The organism is Halochromatium sp. NSM3 (assembly GCF_059621085.1).
In genome coordinates, this window is sequence record NZ_JCAQIA010000039.1 from 1 (window position 1) to 22,827 (window position 22,827).

Below are 22,827 nucleotides of genomic sequence, written 5' to 3' on the forward strand. Positions count from 1 at the left end.
AATTATTTATTGGGGCCCCGGGGTGTCGCCTTTGCTATCCCCGTTTTTCCGGTTCGGGCCCCCCCCCGGGGGCCAACCGGCAAACTCGGCGGTTTCCCCCAACGGCCATGTCTTTTAGATTCATTGCGTTATGCTCGTGAACAGAGGTCTGGATTAGGCCTTGCAGCAGTAATGAAAAGGTCATGAAACAGCGGCCTTAGGCTGGGGCGACGATGATCTTGGTCGCCATGCCGCCGCCGAGAGCGATCCGTGCCTGATCGCGTAACACGACCAATCCGCCGCCCTGACGCTGCAGCACGCAGAGCTCGCTGCCGATGTTCAGTCCCAGATCCGTCAGCCGGCGGTCGATGCCACGGCCGGCACGCAGTCCGACCACCCGCACGCGCTGGCCCTCATCGGCCATGGCCAGAGCGAAGGAGGCGGGTTGTTGGTCTTTCATCTCGAGACGTCCGATGGGGCAGTGAGGCCAGGGGCATTCCTGATAACACAATAAAGCAAACACGAACGAGTCGCAATGCGTATTGTTTTCAGAGCTGGCCTTTGATGAGGCTCAACGATGTCGCGCTCAATGCTCGGCATCTGCGGGCGTGACATCTCCCGGCCTCAAAAGCTGGGAAGGATGAGAATGATTTGCATCATCTCTCATTGTGAGGATACAATGCGAACCGTTCCCGTTGCGAATGTTCCTTGCACCCTATCCTTAGATGTTGGAGACCCTGCCAAGATGAGCCAGTACATCCATCATGTCCCCGGTCGCATTCGTGTGCGTTCCAAGGCTTTCCGCTGCTATGGCGAGCGCGCGAACAACGCTCAGGCCAAGCTGATGGCCATGGAGGGTGTGCGTGCGGTACAGATCAATCAGCGCGCATCGAGCATCGTCGTTCAGTACGACCCGGAGCTGCTGAGTCGCGTCGAACTCTTCTCGGCCCTCGAAGACCTCGGCTCTATGGCTGCGGTGCGGCGCGATGCGACCCATGCCAAACAGCTTGGCGAGACCTTCGGCAAGGCGCTGGTCGGCGCGATGATGCGGAAGGTGGTCGAGCAGTCGGCCCGCAATCTGGTTGGCGTTCTCGTCTGACGTCCTCGCACTGGCCGCCGCGCGCGGCGGCCCCTGAGAAATCAGGGTTGCAATTCGACGTAACGGGTAAGCTGACGCACCGGCGTACCGAAGAACGCAAGCACGGTGAGGTCTTCCTCGATGTCGAAGAAGGCATGATCACAGGCGGTGCGCACATACATCATGGTGCCTTTCTCGACGCAGTGGTCTTCGTCCTCGACGCGCAGCTGGGCGCGCCCTTCGAGCACCAGATAGAGTTCGTCCTCTTCGTGCGCGCTCTGCATCTCCTTGGAGCCGGCCGGGATGTGGTAGAGCGAACAGCTCAATGATGGCGTGCGCAGGAGTTCCTGGAAGCGGGTGGTCTGCGCATCGAGCTTGGCCATGAGTTCGGGCAGTTGGAAGACGAGCCAGTTTTGATCGCTCATCGGGCAGAATCCTCGAAAGTGAATGAGAACATCAACAGTGTACAGGGTTAAAGTGCGATGCGAATGATTTGCATCATATGAGACAGGGCACGACTGCACCTGTGCGGGGTCTAACCTTAAGCACACAGCCATGACGATGCGATGTCGTCTAAAGCCGACTCATCCGCTATGCTGCTATGCTGATAAGGTAATCCACCAGACACTGAAGAACAGGTCGCCTCCGCGCGCCACGAGGAAGGTTCTGATGAAGCTGTGCAAGACGTGTTTTTCCTCGCCTTGGCCGTTCATTATGGTCACCGCAATCGCCATCATGACCGGATTCGTCACTTGGCTCACCCTGGGCCTCTCTCAGCCAGGGCCGCAGCTGCGTCTTGCGGTCGGGTTGATCGCCTTCGTCGCTGTGGAGGCGACGCTGATTCACTATGTCGTCTCCTGCATGCGCCGGCATTGTCGACACCATGCGCCCGGGGTCGATCGTGGCCACCGCCTGAGCCCCAGATCCTGACCGGATAGGGGCGCGACAGGGGACGCATTGACTCAGTAGCAGGCCTTGTCAGCGGCGCTCGGCCTGCTTCTGGCTGACCTCGGCGACACGGTTGCGGAGATAGACCGGCAGCGCCTGATCCGGGCGCTTGCCTTGGTCACTCATGGCGCGTGCGAGCCAGGCGATATCCCCGGCCTCGGGGCCGATCTCGGTGAGTAGTCCTGGTATTGCCTCCGGTGCCGATCCCGACCCCGTTCTCGTCTCCGATGTCGGTTCCGGTGTCGTCTTCAACGCCGATCGATGCCGCTCTTGCAGCGCGGGATAGGCTTCCCAGCCACTGCCGGCCCTGCACCAGCCAGTTCCAGCCAGGGCGGGCGTCGATTCGGGCGCGACCACGCCTTCTTGATCAATCAGCGTTAGTTCATTCAGACCTTCAACCCGGAAGCATCCCCAATAGACCTCGCCCATGCGGGCATCGAGCGCGCAGGCGATCCGACGCTGCCCCGTCCGCCGATAGGCAGCGCGTGCTGTTGCCGCGAGCGTCGAGACAGCGATCACGGGTCGGTTCGCACCAAAGGCTACGCCTTGGGCGACAGCGGCGGCGATGCGCACGCCGGTGAATGAGCCCGGACCCCGGCCATAGGCGATGGCGTCCAGCTCGCTCAGGCGCAGGCCGGCCTCCCGCAACAGATCGTCCAGCATCCCGAGGATCAGGTCCGCGTGTCGGCGCGGGGCGTGCTCGCTCCGCTGTTCGAGCCGATCAGCGATGAGTAGGGCCGCCGAGCAACAGGCGCCCGAGGTTTCCAGTGCCAGGATCTTCATACCTTAAGGAGACTGCCGAATGGGACGATGAACGCGGAGACTGTACCATGGTGGTTTTTGCGCGGCGCAAGAACCACGACCATGCTCGTTATTCGCTTCTCACTCTCGCGCGCTCGGCGCTCATCGGTCCCGTTCCGGCCATGACGGATCGGCGCGCTGCCTATCAGGCGCTCGTCGCCGACGAGCGCCGCATGCTGCGGGTGCTGTCGGTGGTTTGCGAGCCGATCAGCCAAACCACGCTCGGACTCGTGCTCGACGCCTTGGGCTGGAAGGACCGGCGCGGCATCCCGCTCAAGGCGCGGCTCGGCAAGCTGCTGCGCGATCGGTTGCTCGAGGCGGGATTGATCGAGCAGCGGCGCAATACGCTCGTCTGTCATCCAGACCTGCTCGAGCCGCTCACCCGCGAGACGCTGGTGGACGGCAGCTTCCAGGCCATCGTCGCCGCCGCCGAGCAGGTGGTGCCGAGCGCGATGCGTAACTCCTGGGATCGTCCGAGCGAGGAGCGCCGCTTCCGGCTGTTGCGCATCGCCGTCTATTCCAGACGCGAGGACGAGGTGCTGAAGATGCTCTTGCTGCAGGGTGTCGAGTCCCTGGCGCAGGTGCGCTATCGGCAGGTCGAGCCGTTGGCGACCATCTGCACGCGCTCGGCGGACCCGGCGTGGCTCGAGACCCTGCCAGCGCGGCTCAAGCTTTTGGCGCTGGCGCCGATGCTGCGCGAGGCCGCGCTCGATCTCAACGCCCGGCCGAGTTCGTACCAGCTGATGGAACGTCTGCTCGGGCCGCTGGCGGCGACCGACCCGGACGCAGCCGACGCGCTCGCCGAGCAACGCTTGTTGCGCGGGCAGATCGATCGGGTCGCCGAGCTGCTCGTCGGGCGCGACGACCCCCAAGCGCTGATCTTGAGCGGCTGGCGCTCCATGCTGCGCGGCGCCTGTGCCGATGCCATCGAAGCCTACGAGGGCGCCCTCCAGCAGGTGCGGCGTCGCACGCGCAAGCGCAACGTCTATGTCCCGGGCATCCCCGGTGTGCTGCATCTGCTGGCCTTGCTGCGGCGCGGCGAGCCGGGGGATTTGGAACGGGTGCGGCAATTGGTCGCGATCTGCCTCAAGGCCAGCGTCACCGATCTGCTCGAGCCGGTGTACCGGCTGCTCGACGACCTGGCCGCCGTGCTGAGTGGCCAAAGCCGCGTCGCCGAGAGCGCCTGGCTGCTGCATAACTTAGCGCCACGCGGACCCTTTCCGGCGCTGTTCCAAGCCTTGGCCCTGCACTGGCTCGGTCAACGGCCCTCGGCCGAGGCCTTGAGCGCGTTGACGCGCGGTGCCGAGCAGGCCGCGAGCGCGGGCCTGGATTGGTATGCGCGCGAGGCAACCGCCTTGCTCGCCCGGCTCGGTGTCGACGCTGAGCAGCCGACGCTTGCCGAGCCACCTCGCCAACGGGTCCTGCTCACCGATCTGCTGGCACCCAAACCAACCTGGGAGATCGCGCTGGAGGCGCTTAAGGGCCTGGCCGAGCAGCGCGAGACGAGCGCCGATCGGGTCGGGCAACGGCAGGACGAGGATCGCCGCATGGCCTGGCTGCTGACCCTCTATGACGATCTGGCCGTGCTCGAACCCCGCGAGCAGAAGCGCACCAAACGCGGCGCTTGGACCCAAGGGCGAGCTGTCTCGCTGCAGCGCCTCGCCGAGGAACCCGACCGCTTTCCCTATCTCGGTCCGCGGGATCGCGCCATCTGCGACGCCATCACGCGCGAGCAGCAGGTCGGCTGGTACGGCGGTTATGGCCGCGCCAGCTTCAGCCTGGAGCCGGATCGGGCGTTGATCGCCGCGATTGGCCATCCGTTGGTGATCCGTCCCAATGCGCCAGAGACGCCAGTCGAACTGGTGCGGGGAGCGCCCGTGCTGAGCGTGATCCGCCGTGACCGGGATCTACTGGTCAGTCTCGAGCCCTATCCGCAGCCAGGGCGCGCGTTGCTGCCGCAGCAGGAAACCCCGCAACGGCTGCGCGTGATCCAATTCGACGCCGGGCATCTCGAAATCGCGCGCATCCTGGGGCCCGAGGGGCTCGCGATTCCGCACGCCGGCGAGCAGCGTCTGCTCAATAGCCTGAGCACGTTGGCACCGATGCTCAGCGTGCACTCGGATATCGGCGGTGGGGATACGGAGGTCGAGGCGGTCGCCGCCGATGCGCGTCCGCATCTGCATCTCTCGCCCGTGGACGAAGGTCTGCGTCTTGAACTCTTTATCCATCCTTTTGGCGAAGCCGGTCCGCAGCTGCGTCCCGGCGAAGGTCGCGTCAGCCTCTTTAGCGAGCGCGATGGCCACCCACTGCGCTGCACCCGCGATCTGGACGCGGAGCAACAAGCCGCCGCAGCCGTGCTCGCGGGCTGTCCGGTGCTGGTTGACCAAGATCGCTTGGGCGAGGATTCGGCGGGCGGCCAGAGTGAAGACCAGGACTGGACCTGGGATCTGCCGGACCCGGCCGAGGCCCTCGCGGCGTTGGAGCAATTGCATGCGCTCGGCGATCAGGTGCAACTGGATTGGCCGCAGGGTCGGCGCATCGCGCTGAGCGAGGAACTGGGCCTGAGCCGTCTGCAGGTGAAGGTGCGCCAGCAAGGCGATTGGTTCGATGTCGCCGGCGGTCTGCGCCTCGACGATGGCCGGGTGCTGGCGATGCGCGAGCTGATCGAGCGCGCGGCGGCCGCGCAGGGACGCTATGTGCGGCTCGGCGAGGGCGATTTTCTGGTCCTCAGCAGCGCCTTGCGGCGGCGTCTGCAGGGGCTGGCCGGTCTCATCGACGATGGGCGTTTCCATCCGCTGGCGGCACCGGCGGTGCACGAGCTGATCGATGGCATGCAGGTCGAGGCGAGCCAGGAATGGCAGGGGTTGCTCAAACGCTTGGCGCGGATCGAGGTGCTCGAGCCCGAGCTGCCCTCGACGCTGCAGGCCGAGCTGCGCGATTATCAACTCGAGGGCTTCCGTTGGCTGGCGCGGCTTGCGCATTGGGGCGCCGGGGCCTGTCTCGCCGATGACATGGGCCTGGGCAAGACCCTGCAGGCGCTGGCGCTGATCCTGTCACGCGCCCCGCACGGGCCGACGCTGGTGCTGGCGCCGACCTCGGTCTGCGGCAACTGGCTGGACGAGGCGCGGCGCTTCGCACCCACCCTGCGTCCACTGCGCTTCGGAGATGGCGAGCGCGGGACCATGCTGGACGAGGCCGGTCCGTTCGATTTGGTCGTCTGCAGCTACGGGCTGCTGCAGAGTGAGCGCGAACGGCTGAGTCAGGTCGCGTGGCAGACCATCGTCGCCGACGAGGCGCAGGCGTTCAAGAACGCGATGACCAAGCGTTCGCAAGCGATCATGGCGCTCAAGGGCGACTTTCGCATGATCACCACCGGCACCCCGATCGAGAACCATCTCGGCGAGCTGTGGAATCTGTTCCGCTTCATCAATCCGGGGCTGCTCGGCTCCTTGCGGCGCTTCAATCAGCGCTTCGCGATCCCGATCGAGCAGGACAAGGACCAGGACGCCCGCCAGCGCCTGCGCCAACTGCTCAAGCCCTTCATCCTGCGGCGGCTGAAGAGCGAGGTGCTCGCCGAGCTGCCGCCGCGCACCGAGATCGACCTGCAGCTCGAACTCAGCGCCGGCGAGATGGCGCTCTACGAGGCGCTGCGGCGCGAGGCGATGGAGCGTCTCGACAGCGAGGGCCGCCAGGCCGCGCCCGGCCACAAGCGGCTGCTGCTGCTCGCCGAGATCATGCGCTTGCGACGCGTCTGCTGCCATCCGCGCCTCGCACTGCCGGACACCGAACTCCCTAGCGCCAAGCTCGAGGCCTTCGCCGAGATCGTCGACGAGCTGCTCGACAATCGGCACAAGGCGCTGGTCTTCAGTCAGTTCGTCGATCATCTGAGTCTGATTCGCGAGCATCTGGATCGGCGCCAGATCCCGTATCAGTATCTCGATGGTTCAACCCCGGAGCCGCAGCGCCGCGCGGCGGTCGCTGCGTTTCAGGCCGGCGAGGGCGAGCTGTTCCTGATCAGCCTGCGCGCGGGTGGTTCTGGGCTAAATCTCACCGCCGCCGACTATGTGATCCACATGGACCCCTGGTGGAATCCGGCGGTCGAGGATCAGGCCTCGGACCGCGCGCATCGCATCGGTCAGGAGCGCCCGGTCACCGTCTACCGGCTGGTGGCCAAGGACACCATCGAGGAGCGCATCCTAAAGCTGCACGCGAGCAAGCGCGATCTGGCCGATGGGCTGCTCAGCGGCGCCGACGATGGCGGCAAACTCAGTTACGAGCAGATGCTGGCGCTGGTCCAGGGGCCGGGCTGAGAACCTCTCGCTCGGCCTCTCCTCTCAGCCTGTTCCCTCCGTCTCTGTCCTGGGTGCGCTAGGCAGCGCTAGGCAACCAGGTCGCCGTCACGCAGGCGCGAAGAAGGCGGCGAGGTCGTCCAGTGCCTCCGTGCGCCGCATCGGCGGCAGACTGTCGAGGAAGACGCGGCCATAGCTGCGGCTGTGCAGGCGCGGGTCGCAGACCACGAGCACACCCCGATCCTGGGGATCGCGGATGAGCCGGCCGGTGCCCTGTTTGAGCGCGATCACCGCTTGCGGGAGCTGGAAATCCCGAAACGGGTTGCCGCCCTGGCGCTTCAGCGCCTCGGCGCGGGCCTGCAGAATGGGGTCAGCCGGCGAGCTGAACGGCAGTTTGTCGATGATGACGCAAGAGAGGGCCTCGCCGCGCACGTCGACGCCCTCCCAAAAGCTCGAGGTTCCGAGCAGCACGGCGTTGCCGAGCTGGCGAAAGCGCTCGATCAGCTCGCCACGTGGCGCGCTGCCTTGCACCAGCAGCGGGTACTCGAGCCGGGATGTAAGCTCAGTCGCGGCCGCGCGCAGCGCGCGATGGCTGGTGAAGAGCAGGAAGGCACGGCCACGGCTGAGCGCGATGACCTCGCGCGCGACCTCGACCACGCGGGTTCCGTAGTCCGGATGGGACGGTTCGGGCATCGCTGTCGGGCAATAGAGCAGGGCCTGGCGCGGGTAATCAAAGGGGCTCTCCCATTGCGCGGTCTCGGCGTCGTCGCACCCGATGCGGCTGGCGAAATGCGCAAATGAGTCGCCGACCGCGAGCGTCGCCGAGGTGAAGATCCAGGCCGCTGGATGCCGAGCGCGTTGCTCGCGGAACACCTCGGAGACATCGAGCGGAGTCTGATGGAAGCGAAAGCCGCGCCCTTGCAGATCGAACCAGCGCACTTGCTTCGGCTCATCGCCGTCCTCGTCCTCAAGCAGGCTGTCGAGCCGGGTGCGCGTCGCCTTAACCCGCGCCATCAGTTGCTCGAGCCCGCGTGAACGCTCGGCGATCGGCTCCAGGGTGGCCGCGAGCTGATCGAGCGCGTCGCCCAGATCATCGATCGCCCGCGTGACCGGGCTGGCGTTGGCGATCTCCTGCCAGGGGCCACGGCGGTCTTGGGCGCCAAGCGCTTGGGTCAGGCTCAGCCGCAGCTCGGCGACGCTTTGGCGCAGGCCGTGGCAGGCGAGCGGTAGCTCGGGGAGATCGCCGGCCTCGCAGCGGTCGGTGGCCTCGATATCGCGCGCGAGTTCGATCAGTTGGCGCGCGCTGAGCGAGAGCCCGAAGAAGCTCGCGGCGACCTCGGGCAGCTGATGGGCCTCGTCGATGATGAAGCCGTCGGCATCCGGCAAGACCTCGCCGAAGCCCTCGTCGCGCAGCGCTAGATCGGCGCAGAGCAGATGGTGGTTGACCACCACCAGCTCGGCCGCCTGCGCGCGCCGGCGCGCCTCGAGCAGATGACAGTCGCTGAAGACCGGGCAGTCTTGGCCGAGGCAGTTATCGGCGGTCGAGGTCACGGCGGGCCAGACCGGGTCGTCTTCGGGGATCGCCAGCTCGGCGATGTCGCCCTGCTGGGTGTGGCCGCTCCAGTCGCGCACCAACTTGAGGTGGTGGCGCACATCGGGGCGATACCGGGTCGGCGCCTCGCAGGCGAGTTCGAGCCGATAGCGGCAGAGGTAATTGCCGCGCCCTTTCAGCAGCGCGACACCGATGGGCGCGCCCAGTGCCTCGCGGATCAGCGGGATGTCGCGCTGGAAGAGCTGATCCTGCAGGTTGCGGGTGCCGGTGGAGATGACGATCTTGCGCCCGCTGAGCAGCGCCGGCACCAGATAGGCGAAGGTCTTGCCGGTGCCGGTGCCGGCCTCGCAGATGAGGGCGCCGCCGGCTGCGAGTCGCTCGGCGACATGCGCCGCCATGTCTTGTTGCTGCGGGCGTGGATGGAAGTCCCGCAGCCGCTCGGCGAGCGGTCCATCGGCGGCAAGCGCCTCGATCACGGCCGGCGGTGTCGGCATGCGCGATCAGCCGCCGGCGGCCTTGCGTTCGGCCTCGACCGCACCGTCGATATCGCCGGCCTGGCGCCGCGCGGTGGCGATGATCTCCCAGTTGTTGCGCTTGAGCGCGGGCTGATCGCCGGTGAGGGCGTTCGAGCGCGTGGCGAGCTTCGAGGCCGAATCGCTCATGCCCTGCTCGAGTCGCACTCGCGCGAGCCGGTTCCAGAGATAGGCCTCCTGGGGCTGGATGCGCAGTGCGCGCTCAAGCGTTGCCGCCGCACCACCGGCGTCGCCGCTCTGGCGTTGCTGCTCGGCGCGTTCGGCGAGCGAGGCGACCCCCCGCGGCCAGCCGGCGGGGGCGCGCGCGGCGGGCCGGGCGCTGGCGACCTCGGGGGCGGGTGGAGCATTCGCGTCGGCGGCGTTCTCCGTGGGTGCGGGTTGTGCCGTCTCGCTCGGCGCGGGTTGCGGCGTACTCGGTGCCGGGCTGCTGGGCTGGGATTGCGCGGTCTGGGGCTCCCTCGCAGGTTCCCGGGGCGGCTCGCTTGCCGGTCGCGCCGGCTCTTGTGGCGGTGGTTGGCGCGTGTCTGTTTGGGCTTGGGGCGCTGGCTCGGCCTCGGCTTGAGTGGGTGAGCTGCTGTCGGTTGTGGCATCGGCCCCGACACGGGTGTCGCTGATCTCCTCTGGCGGGGTATAGGCATAGACCCGCGTCGGTTCCGGCGCGGGTGGCGCCTCGGGTTGCTGCGTCTCGATCGGCGCCGGCTCGACGCGTGGCGCGGATTGGCTCTCGACGATGGGTGCTGGTGGTCCGCTGCGCTCCATCGAGGTACAGGCCGTGAGGACCAGCGCTGGGAGCGTTAGTAGGGAAAGATGCTTGTACATGATCAGTTGCCGTAGAAATCGCGCATGAAGGGACTGGTGTTGCGCGGCTCTTGACGCTCGCGCGGTGGCGGCGGCTCAGGCTCCGGTCGCGTCTCCTGCTCGTCCTGAGCGGGCTGCGGTGCGTCATCACTGCCGCGAGGTTCGGAGCCGCCGCCGCCGCAGCTGGTGCGACCGGCATGGCCACGACTGAAGGGGATGCCGCGCTGTCCGCAGGCATCCGCCAGCTCGATCGAATTCGGGACCTCGTCGCTTAAAGGCTGGCTGTCGATCTCGGCCATGATATCGCCCCAGACCCGTAAGGCCCCACTGGAGCCGGTGAGACCCATCGGCTGATTGTCATCGCGCCCGACCCAGACCACGGCCACTCGATCACTGCTGAAGCCGGCGAACCAGCTATCGCGCATCTCGTTGGTGGTGCCGGTCTTGCCGGCGACGTGCATGCCCTCGGGCAGGCGCTGCTTGAGCCAGGTGGCGGTGCCTTCCTCGACCACCTTGCGCATCGCCCATTGGGTGAGATACGCGGCATCGCTGCTCACGACCGGCTCCACCGCAAGCGGATACCGGTTGAGCGGTTGTCCGTCGGCATTCAGCACCTCGCGAATCGCGCGCAGCGGAGCACGAAAGCCACCGGCGGCGATGCTCTGGTAGACCTGCGCCAGCTCGATCGGTGGCAGCGAGACCGAGCCGAGCAACATCGAGGGCACGACCCGGATCGGACGCACCGCGCCGAGTTGCTTGAGCATGGTCGCCACCTCGTCAACGCCGACCTGCAGACCCAGGTTGATCGTCGCCAGGTTGTACGACTTGGCCAATGCCCGATAGAGCGGCACGCTGCCATGGACGCGGCGATCGTAATTCTGTGGCGTCCACAGCTGAGTGCCCACGCGCAGGCTGATCGGCCGGTCGGCAATGGGGGAGAGCAGCGAGAAACGCTCGGGTTGCGCCAAGGCGGTGAGATAGATGACGGGCTTGATCGCCGAACCGACCGAACGCACGGCATCCAGGGCGCGGTTGAAGCCGGCGTAGTCGGTATCGCGTCCGCCCACCAGCGCTAGGACTTCGCCCTGGGACACCGAGGTCACCACCGCAGCGGTCTCCAGGGTTCCGGCGGGCAGCCCGCGCTGGGCGTCCAGCTTGGGCATGCGCTCACCGATGGCGGTCTCGGTCTGGGTCTGGGTCAGCGGATCGAGGGTGGTGAAGATGCGCAGTCCCTCGGAGCGCAGATCGGCGTCGCGATAGTCGCGTTGCAACTGGCGGCGCACCAATTGGATGAACGCGGGATAGTCGCCGGACGGCCGGGCGCCGCCCTCCTTGATGCCGAGCGGGGCGGCCTTGGCGGCCTCGGCTTCCTCGGCGCTGATGACCTGATGGTAGGCCATCAGATCGATGACCAGGTTACGGCGCTCGGTGGCCTTTTCGGGATGGCGGCGTGGGTTGTATTCGCCCGGCCCCTTGAGCACCGCGACTAACAGGGCGACCTGGGGCACGCCGAGTTCATCGATATCGCGGTCGAAATAGAAGCGGCTAGCGAGCCCAAAGCCGTGAATGCCACGGCTGCCGTCCTGGCCGAGATAGACCTCGTTGGCGTAAGCGGTGAGGATCTCTTCCTTCGAGTAGCGACGGTCGAGCAGCACGGCCATGTAGGCCTCCTTGGCCTTGCGCTCGAGGGTGCGCTCCTGGGTCAGATAAAAGTTCTTGACCAACTGCTGGGTCAGGGTGCTCGCGCCCTGCACCGTGCGCCCGGCTAGCAGGTTCTCGTAGGCGGCGCGCAGGATGCCCTTGGGGTCAATGCCGTGATGCTGATAGAAGCGGCGATCCTCGACCGCGAGCAGGGTCTTGATCAGCATCGGGGGGAGCTGTTGGCGGCTCAGCAGGACCCGGTCTTCATTGTGCGTGGGGTAGATGCTGGCGATCAGCGCCGGGTCGAGCCGCACCAAGGCCAGGTCACGGCCGTTGTCGCCGGAGCGCATGTCGGTGACGAGGCCATTGGCGATGCGTATCGCGATCAGCTGCTCGGGCTCGGCGCCGTCCCAGAAGCGAAACGGCCGCGTGCGGACCAGGACGCGGTCATTCTCGACATCAAAGCTGCCGGCGCGCTCGACCTCGGCCGAGCGACGGTACTTAAGCCGCTCGAGTTCGCCGATCAGCGCCTCCCGCGTGATCGGACGGCCGACATAGAGTTCCAAGGGGCGGGCATAGACGCGCGCTGGTAGCGCCCAGCGTTGGCCCTCGAATTTCTCCCGCACGACCTCGTCCAGCTGCACGCCATAGAGCCCGAGCGCCAAGCCGCCAGCGATGAGTACGAGCAGCAGGCCGCTGAACAAAAAGCCGAGAAAGAGGCCAAGCCCAGAGCGGCGCCGCGCTGGGCGGCGACGTTTCTTAGCGGGAGCAGTGATGTTGGGGTTGGCCACGAGGCGTGATTCCTAGGGCAGGTGCGCGCTGCGTCTGCGGTGCTGCCGTCTCGGTCATTCTGACCAAATCGCATGGGTCGAATCGCTCCGGCGGCCTGAATTGACCCACAATCATCCCATTGCATGCGTTGGGTCACAAGCGCGGCAAGCCATACGCACGGCACTGGCGCAAGTGGATTTCAGTGCTTGATGCCGACGCCACGCCGCAGCAGGCTCAGGCTGTAAACACCGAGGGCGACGATGAAGAGCGCGATGATCGAGAAGGCAATGCCGAGCGGGATGTCGCTGACACCGAGCAGGCCGTAGCGGAAGGCATTGATCATGTAGAGGATCGGGTTGGCGAGCGAGAGTGTCTGCCAGGGCTCGGGGAGCAGGTCGATCGAGTAGAACACGCCGCCTAGGTAGGTCAATGGGGCCAGTATAAAGGTGGGTACGATCGAGATGTCATCGAAGCTGTTGGCATAGACCGCATTGATGAAGCCGCCAAGCGCGAACAGGATCGCGGTGAGCAACAGGATCAACAGGGTCACGGCCAGATTGTGAACGCTGAAGCTGGTGAAGAAGGCCGCGACGATCATGACCACGATGCCGACCGTCAGCCCACGGGCGACGCCACCGGAGACGTAACCGGCGAGGATGATCCAGTTCGGTGCCGGCGACACCAACAGCTCCTCGATATAGCGCGAGAACTTACTGCTGTAGAACGAGGAGACGACGTTGCTGTAGGCGTTGGTAATCACCGCCATCAGCACCAGTCCGGGGACGATGAAGTCGATGTAAGGCAATCCTTCCATCGGGCCGATGCGATCGCCGATCAGACGTCCGAAGATGACGAAATAGAGCGTCGTGGTGATCGCCGAGGGCAGGATGGTCTGCACCCAGATGCGCGAGAAGCGCATCACCTCCTTGCTGAACAGGGTCATGAAGGTGATGCGGTAGCGGCGCCAGCGGTTGCTGTCGACCAGCGGGGCTTGCTCTTGGTCTGGCTCTTGGGTGCGCGCTTGCCGGGGTGAGTGCCGGGGATCTTGCATAGACTGTTGGCCGGGATGCTGTCTGACCTTGCTCATTGCGCCGCCTCGCGTCCGCGTCCCGCGTCGACGCGATCGAGAAAGAGCTTCTCGAGTCGGTTCTGTTTGTTGCGCAGGCTCAGCACCTCGATCCCGTTGCGCGAGAGCGCCTCGAACAGGCCGTTGAGGGTGTGCTCGCGATTGATCTGCACCTCGAGCGTGCTCTCGTCGATACGCTCGAGCATGAAATCGCCGATCTCGGGCAGCTCGCCGAGGCACCCCTTGAGGTTGAGCACGAAGGTCTCGGCATGCAGCTCGCCGAGCAGGGTGGCGATATCGGAGCGGGCCTGGATGCGTCCCTGATCGATGATGGCGAGATGGCGGCAGAGGCTTTCCGCCTCTTCCAGATAATGGGTGGTGAGGATGATGGTCGTGCCCCCGGCGTTGATCTCGCGCATGAAGCCCCACATGGCGCGCCGAATCTCGATATCCACCCCGGCGGTGGGCTCGTCGAGGATCACCAGCCGGGGGCGATGCACCAGGGCGCGGGCGATCATCAAGCGGCGCTTCATGCCGCCGGAGAGCAAGCGCATCTCGGTGTCGCGGCGCTCCCAGAGGTCGAGCTTGCGCAGCAGCATCTCGGCACGGACGCGGGCCTCCTTGCGTGGCACGCCAAAGTAGCCGGCCTGATTCAGCACCACCTCGATCACCGGCAGGAAGAGATTGAAATTGAACTCCTGCGGGACGACGCCGATGTTGGCCCGCACCGCCTGTGGATCGCGGTCCAAGTCATGGCCGAAGACCTCGACGCGCCCGCCGCTCTTGCGCACCAACGAGGTGATGATGCCGATCAGCGTCGATTTGCCGGCGCCGTTGGGGCCGAGCAGGGCGAAGAAGTCGCCAGCCTCGACGTTGAGATCGACGTCTTGCAGGGCCTGGAGGCCATTGGCATAGGTCTTATTGAGGCGGTGGACGCTGAGTGCGGTCATGCGATAAGAAGTGTGTGCAAAGCCGCCTACGCTAGCACGTTCAGCCCGGCGGTTTGCAACTGCCGCACTCGAGTCCCTGCTCGGGAAGCGGTCTGAAGTCCGCATCGCGGCGGTCAAGTCCAGGCTTGAATGGCTTCTGGGGCGCTTATGGGGCGCACAATGGTTTGTCCAAGATGGTTCGTGAACAGGAGGCTAAAGATCCGATGCTTTGTTACCGTGACGCTCGTGAGGGACTCGATGAGCTTCTGTGCCGCTTGCAACCGTTGCGGCCGGTGCGGGTCGAGCCGGGCGCGGCGATTCCGGGCTCTTTTTGGGGCGCGCCTGAGGCCGGCTTGATCAGCCCCTTCCTCTATCTGCGCGACGATACGCCGGTGCATTCGGCGCTGCATGAGGCCGCGCATTTCGTCTGCATGGATGGCGCGCGGCGCGCAGCACTGCATACCGATGCCGGGGGCGATGTCGCCGAGGAGGATGCGGTCTGCGTGCTGCAGGTGCTGATGGCGGAGCAACTGCCGAGGGTAGGGCGTGAGCGCCTGTTCGCCGATATGGATGCCTGGGGCTACAGTTTTCGGCTCGGCAGCACTGCGGCCTGGTTCGAGCAGGATGCCGAGGAGGCGCGCGCCTGGCTGCGGCACCATGGACTCATCGATGCCAACGCCCGCCCGACCTGGCGGCTGCGGACCTAATGCCCGACACCTGATCGGCGACCTCCGGAGGCAAGCAAACCGCTATAATCTCTCCCAACCACTTGCCTGCTTTGCGCTTTTTGGGAGGGTTTCCACCGATGACACGCTGCTTGACGACTGCCGCGCTTGGCGCCGGCGGCCTATTCGCCGGACTCCTGCTGGTCACCACGGTCGCCGTTGCCGGCATGCCCTATGGCCCGCCCATGATGCCGCCGGCGTATAGCCCGCCCACGCCGATGTACAACCGGCCCATGCAGGCGTTCGGGCCCGCTGATGCGCCAGCACGCGGCGCGGCTCACGCCAGTCCTCGACCGCATCCGGGACAGATTCGGATGCGCCAGGAACGCACTGAGGATCAGTATCTGTTGATCATCGATCTTGAGGGTCTGCCGCCGGAGCATGTCGAGGTCCGCCCGTTTGGCCGCAGCCTGATGGTGCGCACCCGTGTCGATGCCCGCACGCATCGTTCCGAGTCGTTTGACGATGGGCGTGGCTATCGCGAGAGTTATCGTGTCTCGACCGGCAGCCGCACGCGCCGGCTGCCGGTTCCGCCGGATGCGGATCTCGCCGGGCTCGAGCGCGTGGATAGCGAGCAGCAGGTGCGGGTGATCATCCCGCGCTCTGCCGCTCAGGCCGCGCCGTCTTGGCGCTAGGACGCTCAGCCCTGGATCGACCGACGTGCGCGTAAGGCTGAGTACCCTGGGTTGTCGACTGAACGAGGCCGAACTCGCGGGTTGGTCGCGCGCGTTCGAGGCGCGTGGCTGTGGCATCAGCGGCGAGGGTGAGGCGGCTGATCTGATCGTGGTCAACACCTGTGCAGTGACCGCCGAAGCGGTGCGCAAGTCGCGCAAGCTGTTACGTCGGTTGCAGCGTGAGCATCCGCGTGCGCGCACCGTGGTGAGCGGTTGCGCGGTCTCGCTGGAGCAGGAGCAGCTCGGCGAGCTGGGCGTCGATCTGGTGGTTCCGAATCAGGATAAGGATCGCTTGGTCCTGATCGCGCAGGAGGCCCTGGCATTGCCATTGATGCCGGAGGCCGCGACCGAGCCCGGCGCGGCGGCGCTGTTCGCGCGCGGCCGGCAGCGCGCCTTCGTCAAGATCCAGGACGGCTGCCGCTATCAATGCAGCTTCTGTATCACCACCCGCGCGCGCGGCGCCGAGCGCAGTCGGCCGATCGCCGAGGTTTGCCACGAGATCAACCAGCTCGTGGCCGATGGCGTGCAAGAGGTGGTCCTGACCGGGGTGCACGCCGCCGGCTATGACAGCGATTGCGGCGCGAGCCTAAGCGAGCTGCTGATCGCCGTACTCGCCGACACCGAAGTCGCGCGGGTGCGTCTCGGCTCGGTCGAACCCTGGGGGCTGCCGGAGCGCTTTTGGGCGCTGTTCGAGAACCCGCGCCTGATGCCGCATCTGCATCTACCGCTGCAGAGCGGGGCCGACAGCCTGCTCAAACGCATGGCGCGGCGTTGTAAGACCGCCGAGTTCGCGCGCTTGGTCGAGACCGCGCGCGCGGCCGTGCCGAATCTCAATATCACCACCGATCTCATCGTCGGCTTTCCCGGCGAAAGCGATGCCGAATGGGCTCAGACCCTGGCCTTCGTCGAAGCGATCGGCTTCGGCGATCTGCACATCTTCAGTTATTCACCGCGACCGGGCACCGCCGCCGCAGAGATGCCCAATCAGGTGCCGAGCGAGGTGAAACGCGCGCGCGGCCGCGAACTGCATGCGCGGGCGCGCCAGCTCAAGCGGACCTGGCTAGCGCAGCAGCTTGGCTCAGTGCAGTCGGTGCTGATCGAGGGCTCTCCGAGCGGACCTGGGAATCGGGAGAAAAACGGGAGCAGTGACGCTAACGGAGACGAGCACGGGGACGGGAATGAGCACGGCGCTGTGCTTCAGTTTGGCTACACGCCGGGTTATCTCCCGGTGCGGGTCGCAACGGGAGGCGCCGAGTTGAACAATCGGATCATCCCGGTGCGCATCGAGCAGGTGTTGGATCGATCAACCGATGTGTTGGATCAGCCGGCCGACTCCCAGCTGCTGGGGCGGCCGGCTGAGGCGATCAATCCGACTTGAAGCCGATCGCCCGGTGACTGGCGTCGCAGAACGGCTTGTTCTTCGAGGCGCCGCAGCGGCACAGGGCGGTTTTGGTGCCCTGCCAGGCGATGCGGCCACTGGCGGCCTTTAAGGTCAGCGGCCCCTCGGCCTTGAGCGGCCCATCCGGGATCGGCTTGATCTTGAGTGGTCCGCCGCTGCCTTCGGGTCCTGGGTCCAGTCCAGGGCCGCGTTGGCCGATGGCGCCGAAATCCTCGAAGCCGGCCTCGCGATGGCTGTTGTCGCAGAACGGCTTGTTCTTCGACGCACCGCAGCGGCAGAGCGCGGCGCGGGAACGCACGCCGGGCATGTCCTCGGGCGCGCCCTCGATATCGAGGGCGCCGGTCAGATAGAGCGGGCCGTTGTAGACGACCTGACAGGTATTCTCGGGCGCCGGCTGCTCGGCCGTGCCGTCCTTGTCGACATAGCTGAGGGCGCCGCTTGGACAGCGCTCGCAGACCTCGCGCACCTCGGCCTTGGAGACCTCATTGGGGACGCACCAGGGCTTGCGATCCCCTTCGAATAGGCTGTTGTCGGCCTGCTCGCATTCGCCGATGTGGATGCACAGACGCTTGTCCCAGTGCACATCGATCTCGTCGCCGGGAAAGGGATGGATCATCTTGTCGCTCATGATGGGGTTCCCGTGGTTGGGCTCCTGCTGGCGCGGCTGCTTGCTTCGCGAGGGCCGCAGTGGCTTGGTGTCAGCAACGAATGGGGGCATCCTGCGCGTTAATCGAGGGGTCCGGCTAATCGAGGTCGATCCAAATCGGGCAGTGATCGGAGGGACGTTCGAGGGCGCGAATCTGATAGTCGATGCCCGCCTCGCGCAGCCGCTCGCGCACCGGCGCCGAGACCAAGATCAGATCAATGCGTAGGCCGCGCCTGGGCTCGCGCTCGAAGCCACGGGAGCGGTAGTCGAACCAACTGAACGCGTCGTCGCGCTCGGGATGGAGGTGGCGATAGGCATCGAATAGGCCCCACTCCATCAGCATCCGCAGCCAGTCGCGCTCCTCGGGCAGAAAGCTGCATTTGCCGGTGCGCAGCCAACGCTTGGCATTGTCCGCACCGATGCCGATGTCGGCCTCCTCGGGCGCCACGTTCATGTCGCCCATGACCACCAACGCTTGGTTGGGGCTGAAGCGCTCGTCCAGGTAGCGCCTCAGATCGGCGTAGAACTGCTGCTTGCCGGGGAATTTGACCGGATGCGCACGGCTCTCGCCCTGGGGGAAGTAGCCGTTGACGATGGTCAGCTCGGTGCCGTCGTCGAGTGTATAGAGACCGGTGATGGCGCGGCGCTGCGCGTCCAGCCCGTCGTTCGGGAAGCCCTTGATGACCTGCAGCGGATCGCGCTTGCTGAGTAGGGCGACCCCATAATGGCCCTTCTGGCCATGATAGGCCGAGTGCCAACCGAGCGCCTGCATGGCATCGCTGGGAAAGAGGTCATCGGCGACCTTGGATTCCTGAATACCGACCACATCCGGATCATGCCGCACCTTCAGCGCCTCGAGCTGATGCGTGCGGCTGCGAATGCCGTTGACGTTGAACGAGACGAGTCGGGTCATGGCGCGGCGCGGCCGGTGACCTCATAGGTCTCGCTCAGGCCCATCTCGCGGCCGTGCTCATAAGCCTTGCCCCAGGGCAGATGGGCTTGGTCGCGGGCCGGGTCGTAGACATCCGGCTCCAGCGCTGCATCGACGCGCGCGTCATACCCGAGCGCGCGCAGGGCGGCGGCCATGCCGTTGGCGTAGCCTCGGTTGTACCAGAGCTGGGGATCGTCCTGACGGTCGAGGTAGCCTTCGGAGTCGTGCGTCAGTTCGCGCGCGAGTTCGAGCAGGCGATCAATCAAGGGGTCGTCGGACATCTCAGTCGTCTTGGGCCTGTTTTTTGCTCTCACAGCTCAATCGTCGTACAGCTCGGCGGTCCAGCCCCGCTTGCGGGCGCGCTCGATCGCCGCCTGATAGAGGCGTTGGTGGCGCTCACGCAGCGCGTCGGGAAGGCGCGAGGCCAGGTTGCCGTAGGGATGCCAGGCCTCGCTGACCTGATCATAGAGCGCCTCGATGCGCCCGAGCGACCAGTCCTCGCAGGTCTCGTCTTCCGGGATCAGGCCAAAGACCTGCGCATCGCGCACGATCGTGCCGGTCGGCGTCATGCCTCCATAGCTGTCGGCGTCGAGCCCGACATAGGTCTTGTTTCGGTTCAGCATAGAGTACCCTATCATCCGTCTTGTTGGAGCCGCTGGCTGCCCTGAGCGCGCCAAGGAATCCGAGAATGTCTGGTGAAGATACCATTGTCGACCTGATCCGCCATGGCGAGCCGTGTGGTGGCCGGATGATTCGCGGCCAGGGGGTGGATCATCCCCTCAGTGCGTTCGGTTGGGAGCAGATGTGGGCGGCGGTCGGCACTGCGGCGCCCTGGGATCAGATCCTGAGTTCGCCGATGGCGCGTAGTCGCGCGTTCGCCCGCGAGCTAGCCGGGCGCCATGGTTTGCCGCTCGCCATCGACCCGGAGCTGCGCGAGATCGCCATGGGCGCCTGGGAAGGACGGCGCCCGGACGCGTTAGCGCATGAGGATCCCGCAGCCTTTGCCGCGTTTCGGCGTGATCCGGTGGCACATCGTCCTCCGGGCGGCGAACGCCTGGAAGCGCTGCAAGCGCGCATCGGCCGCGCCTACGAACGGCAGATCGCCGCCTATCCGGGGCGTCACCTGCTCATCGTCTGCCACGCCGGCGTCAGCCGCGCCATCATCGGCCATGTGCTGGAGGCGGCCCCGCAACACTGGTACCGCATCCGTATCGATTACGCCGGCCTGACTCGCATTCGCCATGATTGCTTCGGCAATCGCCTCGAGTTCGTCAATGCCGAGCGCCTGCGCTCCTGAGGCCTCGTTGATCCCATTAGCTTCCGCATAGGATTGGTCTCCGCGTCCGCGCGTGGTATAGTACTTGGCCGTTCTGCGCTGCTCCAGCGCAGAACGTCCCTAGGAGAGGTGCCGGAGTGGCCGAACGGGCCTGACTCGAAATCAGGTGTACGCGCGAGCGTACCGTGGGTTCGAATCCCACCCTCTCCGCCAATCAAGCCCCTCCCTCCGTTGAGTTTTCTTCCTTTGCCGAGCGCGCTGTGGCGATCCAGGCATAGAGACTGCGCCACGCATAGGGGCGAAAGCCGGTCTGCTCGTACAGCGTGCGGGCCGGGTGGTTGCGGGCATCGACCGAGAGCAGAAGCCGTTCGGCGCCACCACGAAGGGCGCGACGCAGGGCTTCCGCAACCAATTCCTGTCCCAGTCCATGGCCGCGCCACGCGGGTAGCACACCCATGTACATCAGTTCCCAGCAGGGCGTTTGCGGATGCGGCGCTAGGAGCAAGGCGCCGGCGTCTTGCTCCTGGTGGCGGAGGATGCACCAGTGTTGCGGCGCGTACTGCCCCTGTTGGCGAAAGCCTTCGATGGCCTGCGCGGGGCTGAGCACACCATGCAGCTCGGGGCAATCCAGGGAGCTATCTTCGATCTGGGTCATCATTGCGACCAGCCGCGACGAGGGGAGATCACCAATGGATTCGAAGCTAACTCCCGGGCCGGGCGCGGATGCCAAGAGCGCCTGGCGTTGCTCGGCATTGGGTTGGGCGGTGAGGTAGAGGAGGTCGACCAGTCGCGGGAAGCCGTTTTCACGCAGTCGGGCAGCCGCCTGCTCATCCGTGCTGTCGATGACCGCCTGGACGATCTGCAGCCCCTGAGCCGCCGCCCAGTGCAGGGCGCCGCGCAGGAGTGTCGGCGCCGATGGGGAGTGACTGTGCGGCGGCCAGAGTCGGGCCGTTCTCCCAGGCTGCGGTTGGACCCAAACGGCCGCGCTCGGCGCGGTTTCGCCGGCGGCGATCAAGAGCCCGTTCCAGGCCGCGTCTGGTTGCCCCGAGCACTCATCAATGGCTGCCGCCAACTCTGTTAAAGTACCGGGGTCATGGGTGGCGGCTAACTGCTGGAGCGCCGCGACCCGCTGGTGGCGCGGACAGGTCACGAGCGCTGCGCCGCTGGCAGGCTGGCCGGTTGAGGTGCGCGGATTGGCTGTACGCAAGGAGGTTGTGTCCTGGGTTGGATGCGAGCTGATCAAGATGGAACATAGAGGCTATTTCTGCAAGAATGCGTTGTCTGGGAGGAAATCTTGATGAATGAGTTGAGCCTCGCCGTTTTTCTTGCCCTCGCAGCCTTGCTGCTGGGGGGGATTTCGCTGTTCGTGTTCTATGTGGTGGTGAATAGGGAACGCAATACCGAGGGCAACAAGGTTGTCGCGGATCGCGAGCTGAGTCCTAAAAGCGATGCCGCCAGCACGGAGTCGCCGCCCCGTTCGGGTGCCCGTCCGCACAGGCAGCATAAAAAGAAGGGGATCGAGAAGAGTCAGCGCTATCTGTTCGTGGTGTTCGACGAGCCGGGGCTAGAGGCGAATCGGGCGCTCGGGCAGCTGCTGAGCGATGTGAAGGCCTTTTATGAGGCCGGCCTCGGCATCTACCATGTGCCACCGGGTCCAGAGGGGTATCCGCTGACCGTTGCCAATGCCTCTTCGCCCGGCAAGCTGCCGCCGCTGCATCTCAGCGGTGATCATCCGCCCGTGCAGGGTGTCTCGATCCTGATCAAGTTCATCAATTCCCGCAGCGTCTCGCGCAGTCCCGAGACGCTGATCTCCTTTACCCACCGGGTGGCGGAGATCGGCGGGCGCATCCTGGATGTTGAGCGCAAGCCGGTGACCGAGGAAACCTTTGCGGAGTTGCGCGGCGACGCGCAATAAATCGACTCCCCGGCTGGCTCTCGCCAAGCGCGCGCAACCCGCCCCGCGCTCAACCTGCTGGAAAAGCCCTGATCGTTGCCTGAAACGGAGTTGCAGGCAGCCTCTCAGGCAATGCTGCGCAAGATAGCCTGACCTGAACCGGCACCCGCGCCGGTGGTTGTGGCGATGCGACTATAGTCTTCGACGCGCGGATCGCGGCCAGGCTCCGAGGCCGCTGTTTCCTCCTCGTCTGCGGTGGGCTCCGGCACCGCCTCGGTGCGGGTTTGCTGTTGCTGACTCAGGTCAAGCTGCGCCGTGAGCAGGTTCTGCCGCGCGCGGGCGGCGATCTGATAGTCCGCCGGCGAGGGATCGGCCGGGGCAAGGGCCGCAGCGATCACGGTCTGCATCTTCTCGATCGTGGCCCTCGGGTCGCCAGTGATGGGGCCATAGTCGACCGAGACGCGGCCAGCGACGGCATAGCGCTGGCCATCGGGGCCGATCTCGTAGTCGTAACTGGCGCTCCCCGTGTAACGGCCGCCGGCAACCTGATGCGCCATCTCATGCTGGCGGACCGTGCGGTCGGTCTGTTTGAGCTGATCGAGGAGTTTCAGCTCTTGCGGCGAGAATTCTTGGGCGAGGGTGTCGTTCCGAGCGCTGCTTGCGGCATCGCCTTCGGCGACCCGACCGCTGGCGCCTTCCTCGGCGGCCCGGTCAATGGGGGCGCCATTGTGGCCGGGCTCGCTCGTGCCGGGCTCGGGGGGGCGTGTCTGTCCTGGTGGCAGCGCACCGCCTTGGGCAGGATTGCCAGGGGAGGCAATGTTTGGAAACGAGCCAACGGCGGTCGGAATGATCACGGTGCGATCCTCAATATCGGTTGAGAACCTGAGTGTTGGTCAG

22 protein-coding genes and 1 tRNA gene are annotated in these 22,827 nt (G+C 65.8%); 8 read left to right on the plus strand and 15 right to left on the minus strand.

The genetic code is table 11. The annotated features are described in order from the left end of the window. Positions 1–196 precede the first annotated feature (196 nt). Complete coding sequence (locus AC54T3_RS14385) at positions 197–439, minus strand: FeoA family protein (RefSeq protein ID WP_496625807.1); 243 nt, start codon at positions 437–439, stop codon at positions 197–199. Positions 440–724: 285 nt separating this feature from the next. Here AC54T3_RS14385 and AC54T3_RS14390 point away from each other — a divergent pair, with 285 nt between their 5' ends. Then, on the plus strand, positions 725–1,078 hold the full coding sequence (locus AC54T3_RS14390) for an HMA2 domain-containing protein (protein ID WP_496625809.1): 354 nt from the start codon (positions 725–727) through the stop codon (positions 1,076–1,078). A gap of 41 nt (positions 1,079–1,119) precedes the next feature. Here the strand turns inward: AC54T3_RS14390 and AC54T3_RS14395 are convergent, their stop codons facing one another. The 3 genes from AC54T3_RS14395 to tsaB all read right to left on the minus strand — a co-directional run bounded on the left by AC54T3_RS14395 (position 1,120) and on the right by tsaB (position 2,788). Then, positions 1,120–1,482: a cupin domain-containing protein gene (locus AC54T3_RS14395; RefSeq protein ID WP_496625811.1), complete on the minus strand. Its 363-nt coding sequence runs from the start codon at positions 1,480–1,482 to the stop codon at positions 1,120–1,122. Positions 1,483–1,656: 174 nt separating this feature from the next. Beyond that, positions 1,657–1,818 (minus strand): hypothetical protein, encoded by a 162-nt coding sequence (locus AC54T3_RS14400; protein ID WP_496625813.1) that lies wholly within the window; start codon positions 1,816–1,818, stop codon positions 1,657–1,659. Between the two features lie 217 nt (positions 1,819–2,035). Continuing rightward, positions 2,036–2,788 carry a tRNA (adenosine(37)-N6)-threonylcarbamoyltransferase complex dimerization subunit type 1 TsaB gene (gene tsaB / locus AC54T3_RS14405; RefSeq protein WP_496625814.1) on the minus strand — a complete coding sequence of 251 codons (753 nt, stop codon included), beginning with the start codon at positions 2,786–2,788 and terminating at the stop codon, positions 2,036–2,038. Positions 2,789–2,835: 47 nt separating this feature from the next. Here tsaB and AC54T3_RS14410 point away from each other — a divergent pair, with 47 nt between their 5' ends. Then, the gene (locus AC54T3_RS14410; RefSeq protein WP_496625816.1) at positions 2,836–7,116 is read left to right on the plus strand and encodes a DEAD/DEAH box helicase; all 4,281 of its coding nucleotides are present in this window, start codon (positions 2,836–2,838) and stop codon (positions 7,114–7,116) included. 87 nt (positions 7,117–7,203) lie between these two features. On the opposite strand, the gene yoaA is transcribed toward AC54T3_RS14410, so the two are convergent. From yoaA to AC54T3_RS14435, 5 genes are all read right to left on the minus strand, one after another. Further along, positions 7,204–9,141 (minus strand): DNA repair helicase YoaA, encoded by a 1,938-nt coding sequence (yoaA, locus tag AC54T3_RS14415; protein ID WP_496625818.1) that lies wholly within the window; start codon positions 9,139–9,141, stop codon positions 7,204–7,206. A gap of 6 nt (positions 9,142–9,147) precedes the next feature. Next, entirely contained in the window at positions 9,148–9,999 is an 852-nt protein-coding gene (locus AC54T3_RS14420) for a tetratricopeptide repeat protein (RefSeq protein WP_496625820.1), read from the minus strand. Positions 10,000–10,001: 2 nt separating this feature from the next. After that, the gene (mrcB, locus tag AC54T3_RS14425) at positions 10,002–12,410 is read right to left on the minus strand and encodes a penicillin-binding protein 1B (protein ID WP_496625822.1); all 2,409 of its coding nucleotides are present in this window, start codon (positions 12,408–12,410) and stop codon (positions 10,002–10,004) included. Between the two features lie 179 nt (positions 12,411–12,589). Beyond that, positions 12,590–13,477, minus strand: coding sequence for an ABC transporter permease (locus tag AC54T3_RS14430; protein ID WP_496625824.1), 888 nt, complete (start codon positions 13,475–13,477; stop codon positions 12,590–12,592). Beyond that, positions 13,474–14,406 carry an ABC transporter ATP-binding protein gene (locus tag AC54T3_RS14435; RefSeq protein WP_496625826.1) on the minus strand — a complete coding sequence of 311 codons (933 nt, stop codon included), beginning with the start codon at positions 14,404–14,406 and terminating at the stop codon, positions 13,474–13,476. The genes AC54T3_RS14430 and AC54T3_RS14435 overlap by 4 nt, the downstream gene beginning before the upstream one ends. Positions 14,407–14,609: 203 nt before the next feature. On the opposite strand from AC54T3_RS14435, the gene AC54T3_RS14440 reads away from it, so the two are divergent. The 3 genes from AC54T3_RS14440 (at position 14,610) to AC54T3_RS14450 (ending at position 17,162) form a co-directional block, all read left to right on the plus strand. After that, positions 14,610–15,092: a hypothetical protein gene (locus AC54T3_RS14440; protein WP_496625828.1), complete on the plus strand. Its 483-nt coding sequence runs from the start codon at positions 14,610–14,612 to the stop codon at positions 15,090–15,092. A 98-nt stretch (positions 15,093–15,190) separates the two neighbouring features. Beyond that, positions 15,191–15,745: an Hsp20/alpha crystallin family protein gene (locus AC54T3_RS14445; protein ID WP_496625830.1), complete on the plus strand. Its 555-nt coding sequence runs from the start codon at positions 15,191–15,193 to the stop codon at positions 15,743–15,745. Positions 15,746–15,770: 25 nt separating this feature from the next. Continuing rightward, positions 15,771–17,162, plus strand: a complete 1,392-nt coding sequence (locus tag AC54T3_RS14450; protein WP_496625832.1) for a MiaB/RimO family radical SAM methylthiotransferase — start codon at positions 15,771–15,773, stop codon at positions 17,160–17,162. On the opposite strand, the gene AC54T3_RS14455 is transcribed toward AC54T3_RS14450, so the two are convergent. The 4 genes from AC54T3_RS14455 to AC54T3_RS14470 form a co-directional block, all read right to left on the minus strand. Next, complete coding sequence (locus tag AC54T3_RS14455; RefSeq protein WP_496625833.1) at positions 17,149–17,811, minus strand: CDGSH iron-sulfur domain-containing protein; 663 nt, start codon at positions 17,809–17,811, stop codon at positions 17,149–17,151. The two genes, AC54T3_RS14450 and AC54T3_RS14455, sit on opposite strands and share 14 nt — an antisense overlap. A 115-nt stretch (positions 17,812–17,926) precedes the next feature. Then, the gene (xthA, locus tag AC54T3_RS14460) at positions 17,927–18,742 is read right to left on the minus strand and encodes an exodeoxyribonuclease III (protein ID WP_496625834.1); all 816 of its coding nucleotides are present in this window, start codon (positions 18,740–18,742) and stop codon (positions 17,927–17,929) included. After that, positions 18,739–19,041: a hypothetical protein gene (locus tag AC54T3_RS14465; RefSeq protein ID WP_496625836.1), complete on the minus strand. Its 303-nt coding sequence runs from the start codon at positions 19,039–19,041 to the stop codon at positions 18,739–18,741. The genes xthA and AC54T3_RS14465 overlap by 4 nt, the downstream gene beginning before the upstream one ends. 36 nt (positions 19,042–19,077) lie before the next feature. Further along, a complete protein-coding gene (locus AC54T3_RS14470; RefSeq protein WP_496625838.1) occupies positions 19,078–19,383 on the minus strand; it encodes a hypothetical protein in 306 nt (101 codons plus the stop codon). Positions 19,384–19,448: 65 nt separating this feature from the next. Between AC54T3_RS14470 and AC54T3_RS14475 the strand changes: the two genes are divergently transcribed. Then, on the plus strand, positions 19,449–20,057 hold the full coding sequence (locus AC54T3_RS14475) for a histidine phosphatase family protein (RefSeq protein ID WP_496625840.1): 609 nt from the start codon (positions 19,449–19,451) through the stop codon (positions 20,055–20,057). Between the two features lie 102 nt (positions 20,058–20,159). Further along, positions 20,160–20,249, plus strand: a tRNA-Ser gene (locus AC54T3_RS14480). 1 nt (position 20,250) lies between these two features. Here AC54T3_RS14480 and AC54T3_RS14485 read toward each other — a convergent pair. Beyond that, positions 20,251–21,243 carry a GNAT family N-acetyltransferase gene (locus AC54T3_RS14485; protein ID WP_496625841.1) on the minus strand — a complete coding sequence of 331 codons (993 nt, stop codon included), beginning with the start codon at positions 21,241–21,243 and terminating at the stop codon, positions 20,251–20,253. A 90-nt stretch (positions 21,244–21,333) separates the two neighbouring features. Here AC54T3_RS14485 and AC54T3_RS14490 point away from each other — a divergent pair, with 90 nt between their 5' ends. Continuing rightward, entirely contained in the window at positions 21,334–21,951 is a 618-nt protein-coding gene (locus AC54T3_RS14490; RefSeq protein ID WP_496625843.1) for a hypothetical protein, read from the plus strand. A 104-nt stretch (positions 21,952–22,055) separates the two neighbouring features. On the opposite strand, the gene AC54T3_RS14495 is transcribed toward AC54T3_RS14490, so the two are convergent. Further along, positions 22,056–22,784, minus strand: a complete 729-nt coding sequence (locus tag AC54T3_RS14495) for a putative metalloprotease CJM1_0395 family protein (protein WP_496625845.1) — start codon at positions 22,782–22,784, stop codon at positions 22,056–22,058. Positions 22,785–22,827: the final 43 nt, after the last annotated feature.

Excerpts from the sequence above, each read along its gene's own strand:
- AC54T3_RS14440 (WP_496625828.1), top strand. The coding sequence starts at position 14,610 with ATGCTTTGTTACCGTGACGCTCGTGAGGGACTCGATGAGCTTCTGTGC.
- AC54T3_RS14465 (WP_496625836.1), bottom strand. The coding sequence starts at position 19,041 with ATGTCCGACGACCCCTTGATTGATCGCCTGCTCGAACTCGCGCGCGAA.
- AC54T3_RS14385 (WP_496625807.1), bottom strand. The coding sequence starts at position 439 with ATGAAAGACCAACAACCCGCCTCCTTCGCTCTGGCCATGGCCGATGAG.
- AC54T3_RS14490 (WP_496625843.1), top strand. The coding sequence starts at position 21,334 with ATGAATGAGTTGAGCCTCGCCGTTTTTCTTGCCCTCGCAGCCTTGCTG.
- xthA (WP_496625834.1), bottom strand. The coding sequence starts at position 18,742 with ATGACCCGACTCGTCTCGTTCAACGTCAACGGCATTCGCAGCCGCACG.
- AC54T3_RS14410 (WP_496625816.1), top strand. The coding sequence starts at position 2,836 with ATGGTGGTTTTTGCGCGGCGCAAGAACCACGACCATGCTCGTTATTCG.
- AC54T3_RS14420 (WP_496625820.1), bottom strand. The coding sequence starts at position 9,999 with ATGTACAAGCATCTTTCCCTACTAACGCTCCCAGCGCTGGTCCTCACG.
- AC54T3_RS14390 (WP_496625809.1), top strand. The coding sequence starts at position 725 with ATGAGCCAGTACATCCATCATGTCCCCGGTCGCATTCGTGTGCGTTCC.
- yoaA (WP_496625818.1), bottom strand. The coding sequence starts at position 9,141 with ATGCCGACACCGCCGGCCGTGATCGAGGCGCTTGCCGCCGATGGACCG.
- AC54T3_RS14475 (WP_496625840.1), top strand. The coding sequence starts at position 19,449 with ATGTCTGGTGAAGATACCATTGTCGACCTGATCCGCCATGGCGAGCCG.
- AC54T3_RS14435 (WP_496625826.1), bottom strand. The coding sequence starts at position 14,406 with ATGACCGCACTCAGCGTCCACCGCCTCAATAAGACCTATGCCAATGGC.
- tsaB (WP_496625814.1), bottom strand. The coding sequence starts at position 2,788 with ATGAAGATCCTGGCACTGGAAACCTCGGGCGCCTGTTGCTCGGCGGCC.
- AC54T3_RS14455 (WP_496625833.1), bottom strand. The coding sequence starts at position 17,811 with ATGAGCGACAAGATGATCCATCCCTTTCCCGGCGACGAGATCGATGTG.
- AC54T3_RS14395 (WP_496625811.1), bottom strand. The coding sequence starts at position 1,482 with ATGAGCGATCAAAACTGGCTCGTCTTCCAACTGCCCGAACTCATGGCC.
- AC54T3_RS14445 (WP_496625830.1), top strand. The coding sequence starts at position 15,191 with ATGACACGCTGCTTGACGACTGCCGCGCTTGGCGCCGGCGGCCTATTC.
- AC54T3_RS14430 (WP_496625824.1), bottom strand. The coding sequence starts at position 13,477 with ATGAGCAAGGTCAGACAGCATCCCGGCCAACAGTCTATGCAAGATCCC.
- AC54T3_RS14470 (WP_496625838.1), bottom strand. The coding sequence starts at position 19,383 with ATGCTGAACCGAAACAAGACCTATGTCGGGCTCGACGCCGACAGCTAT.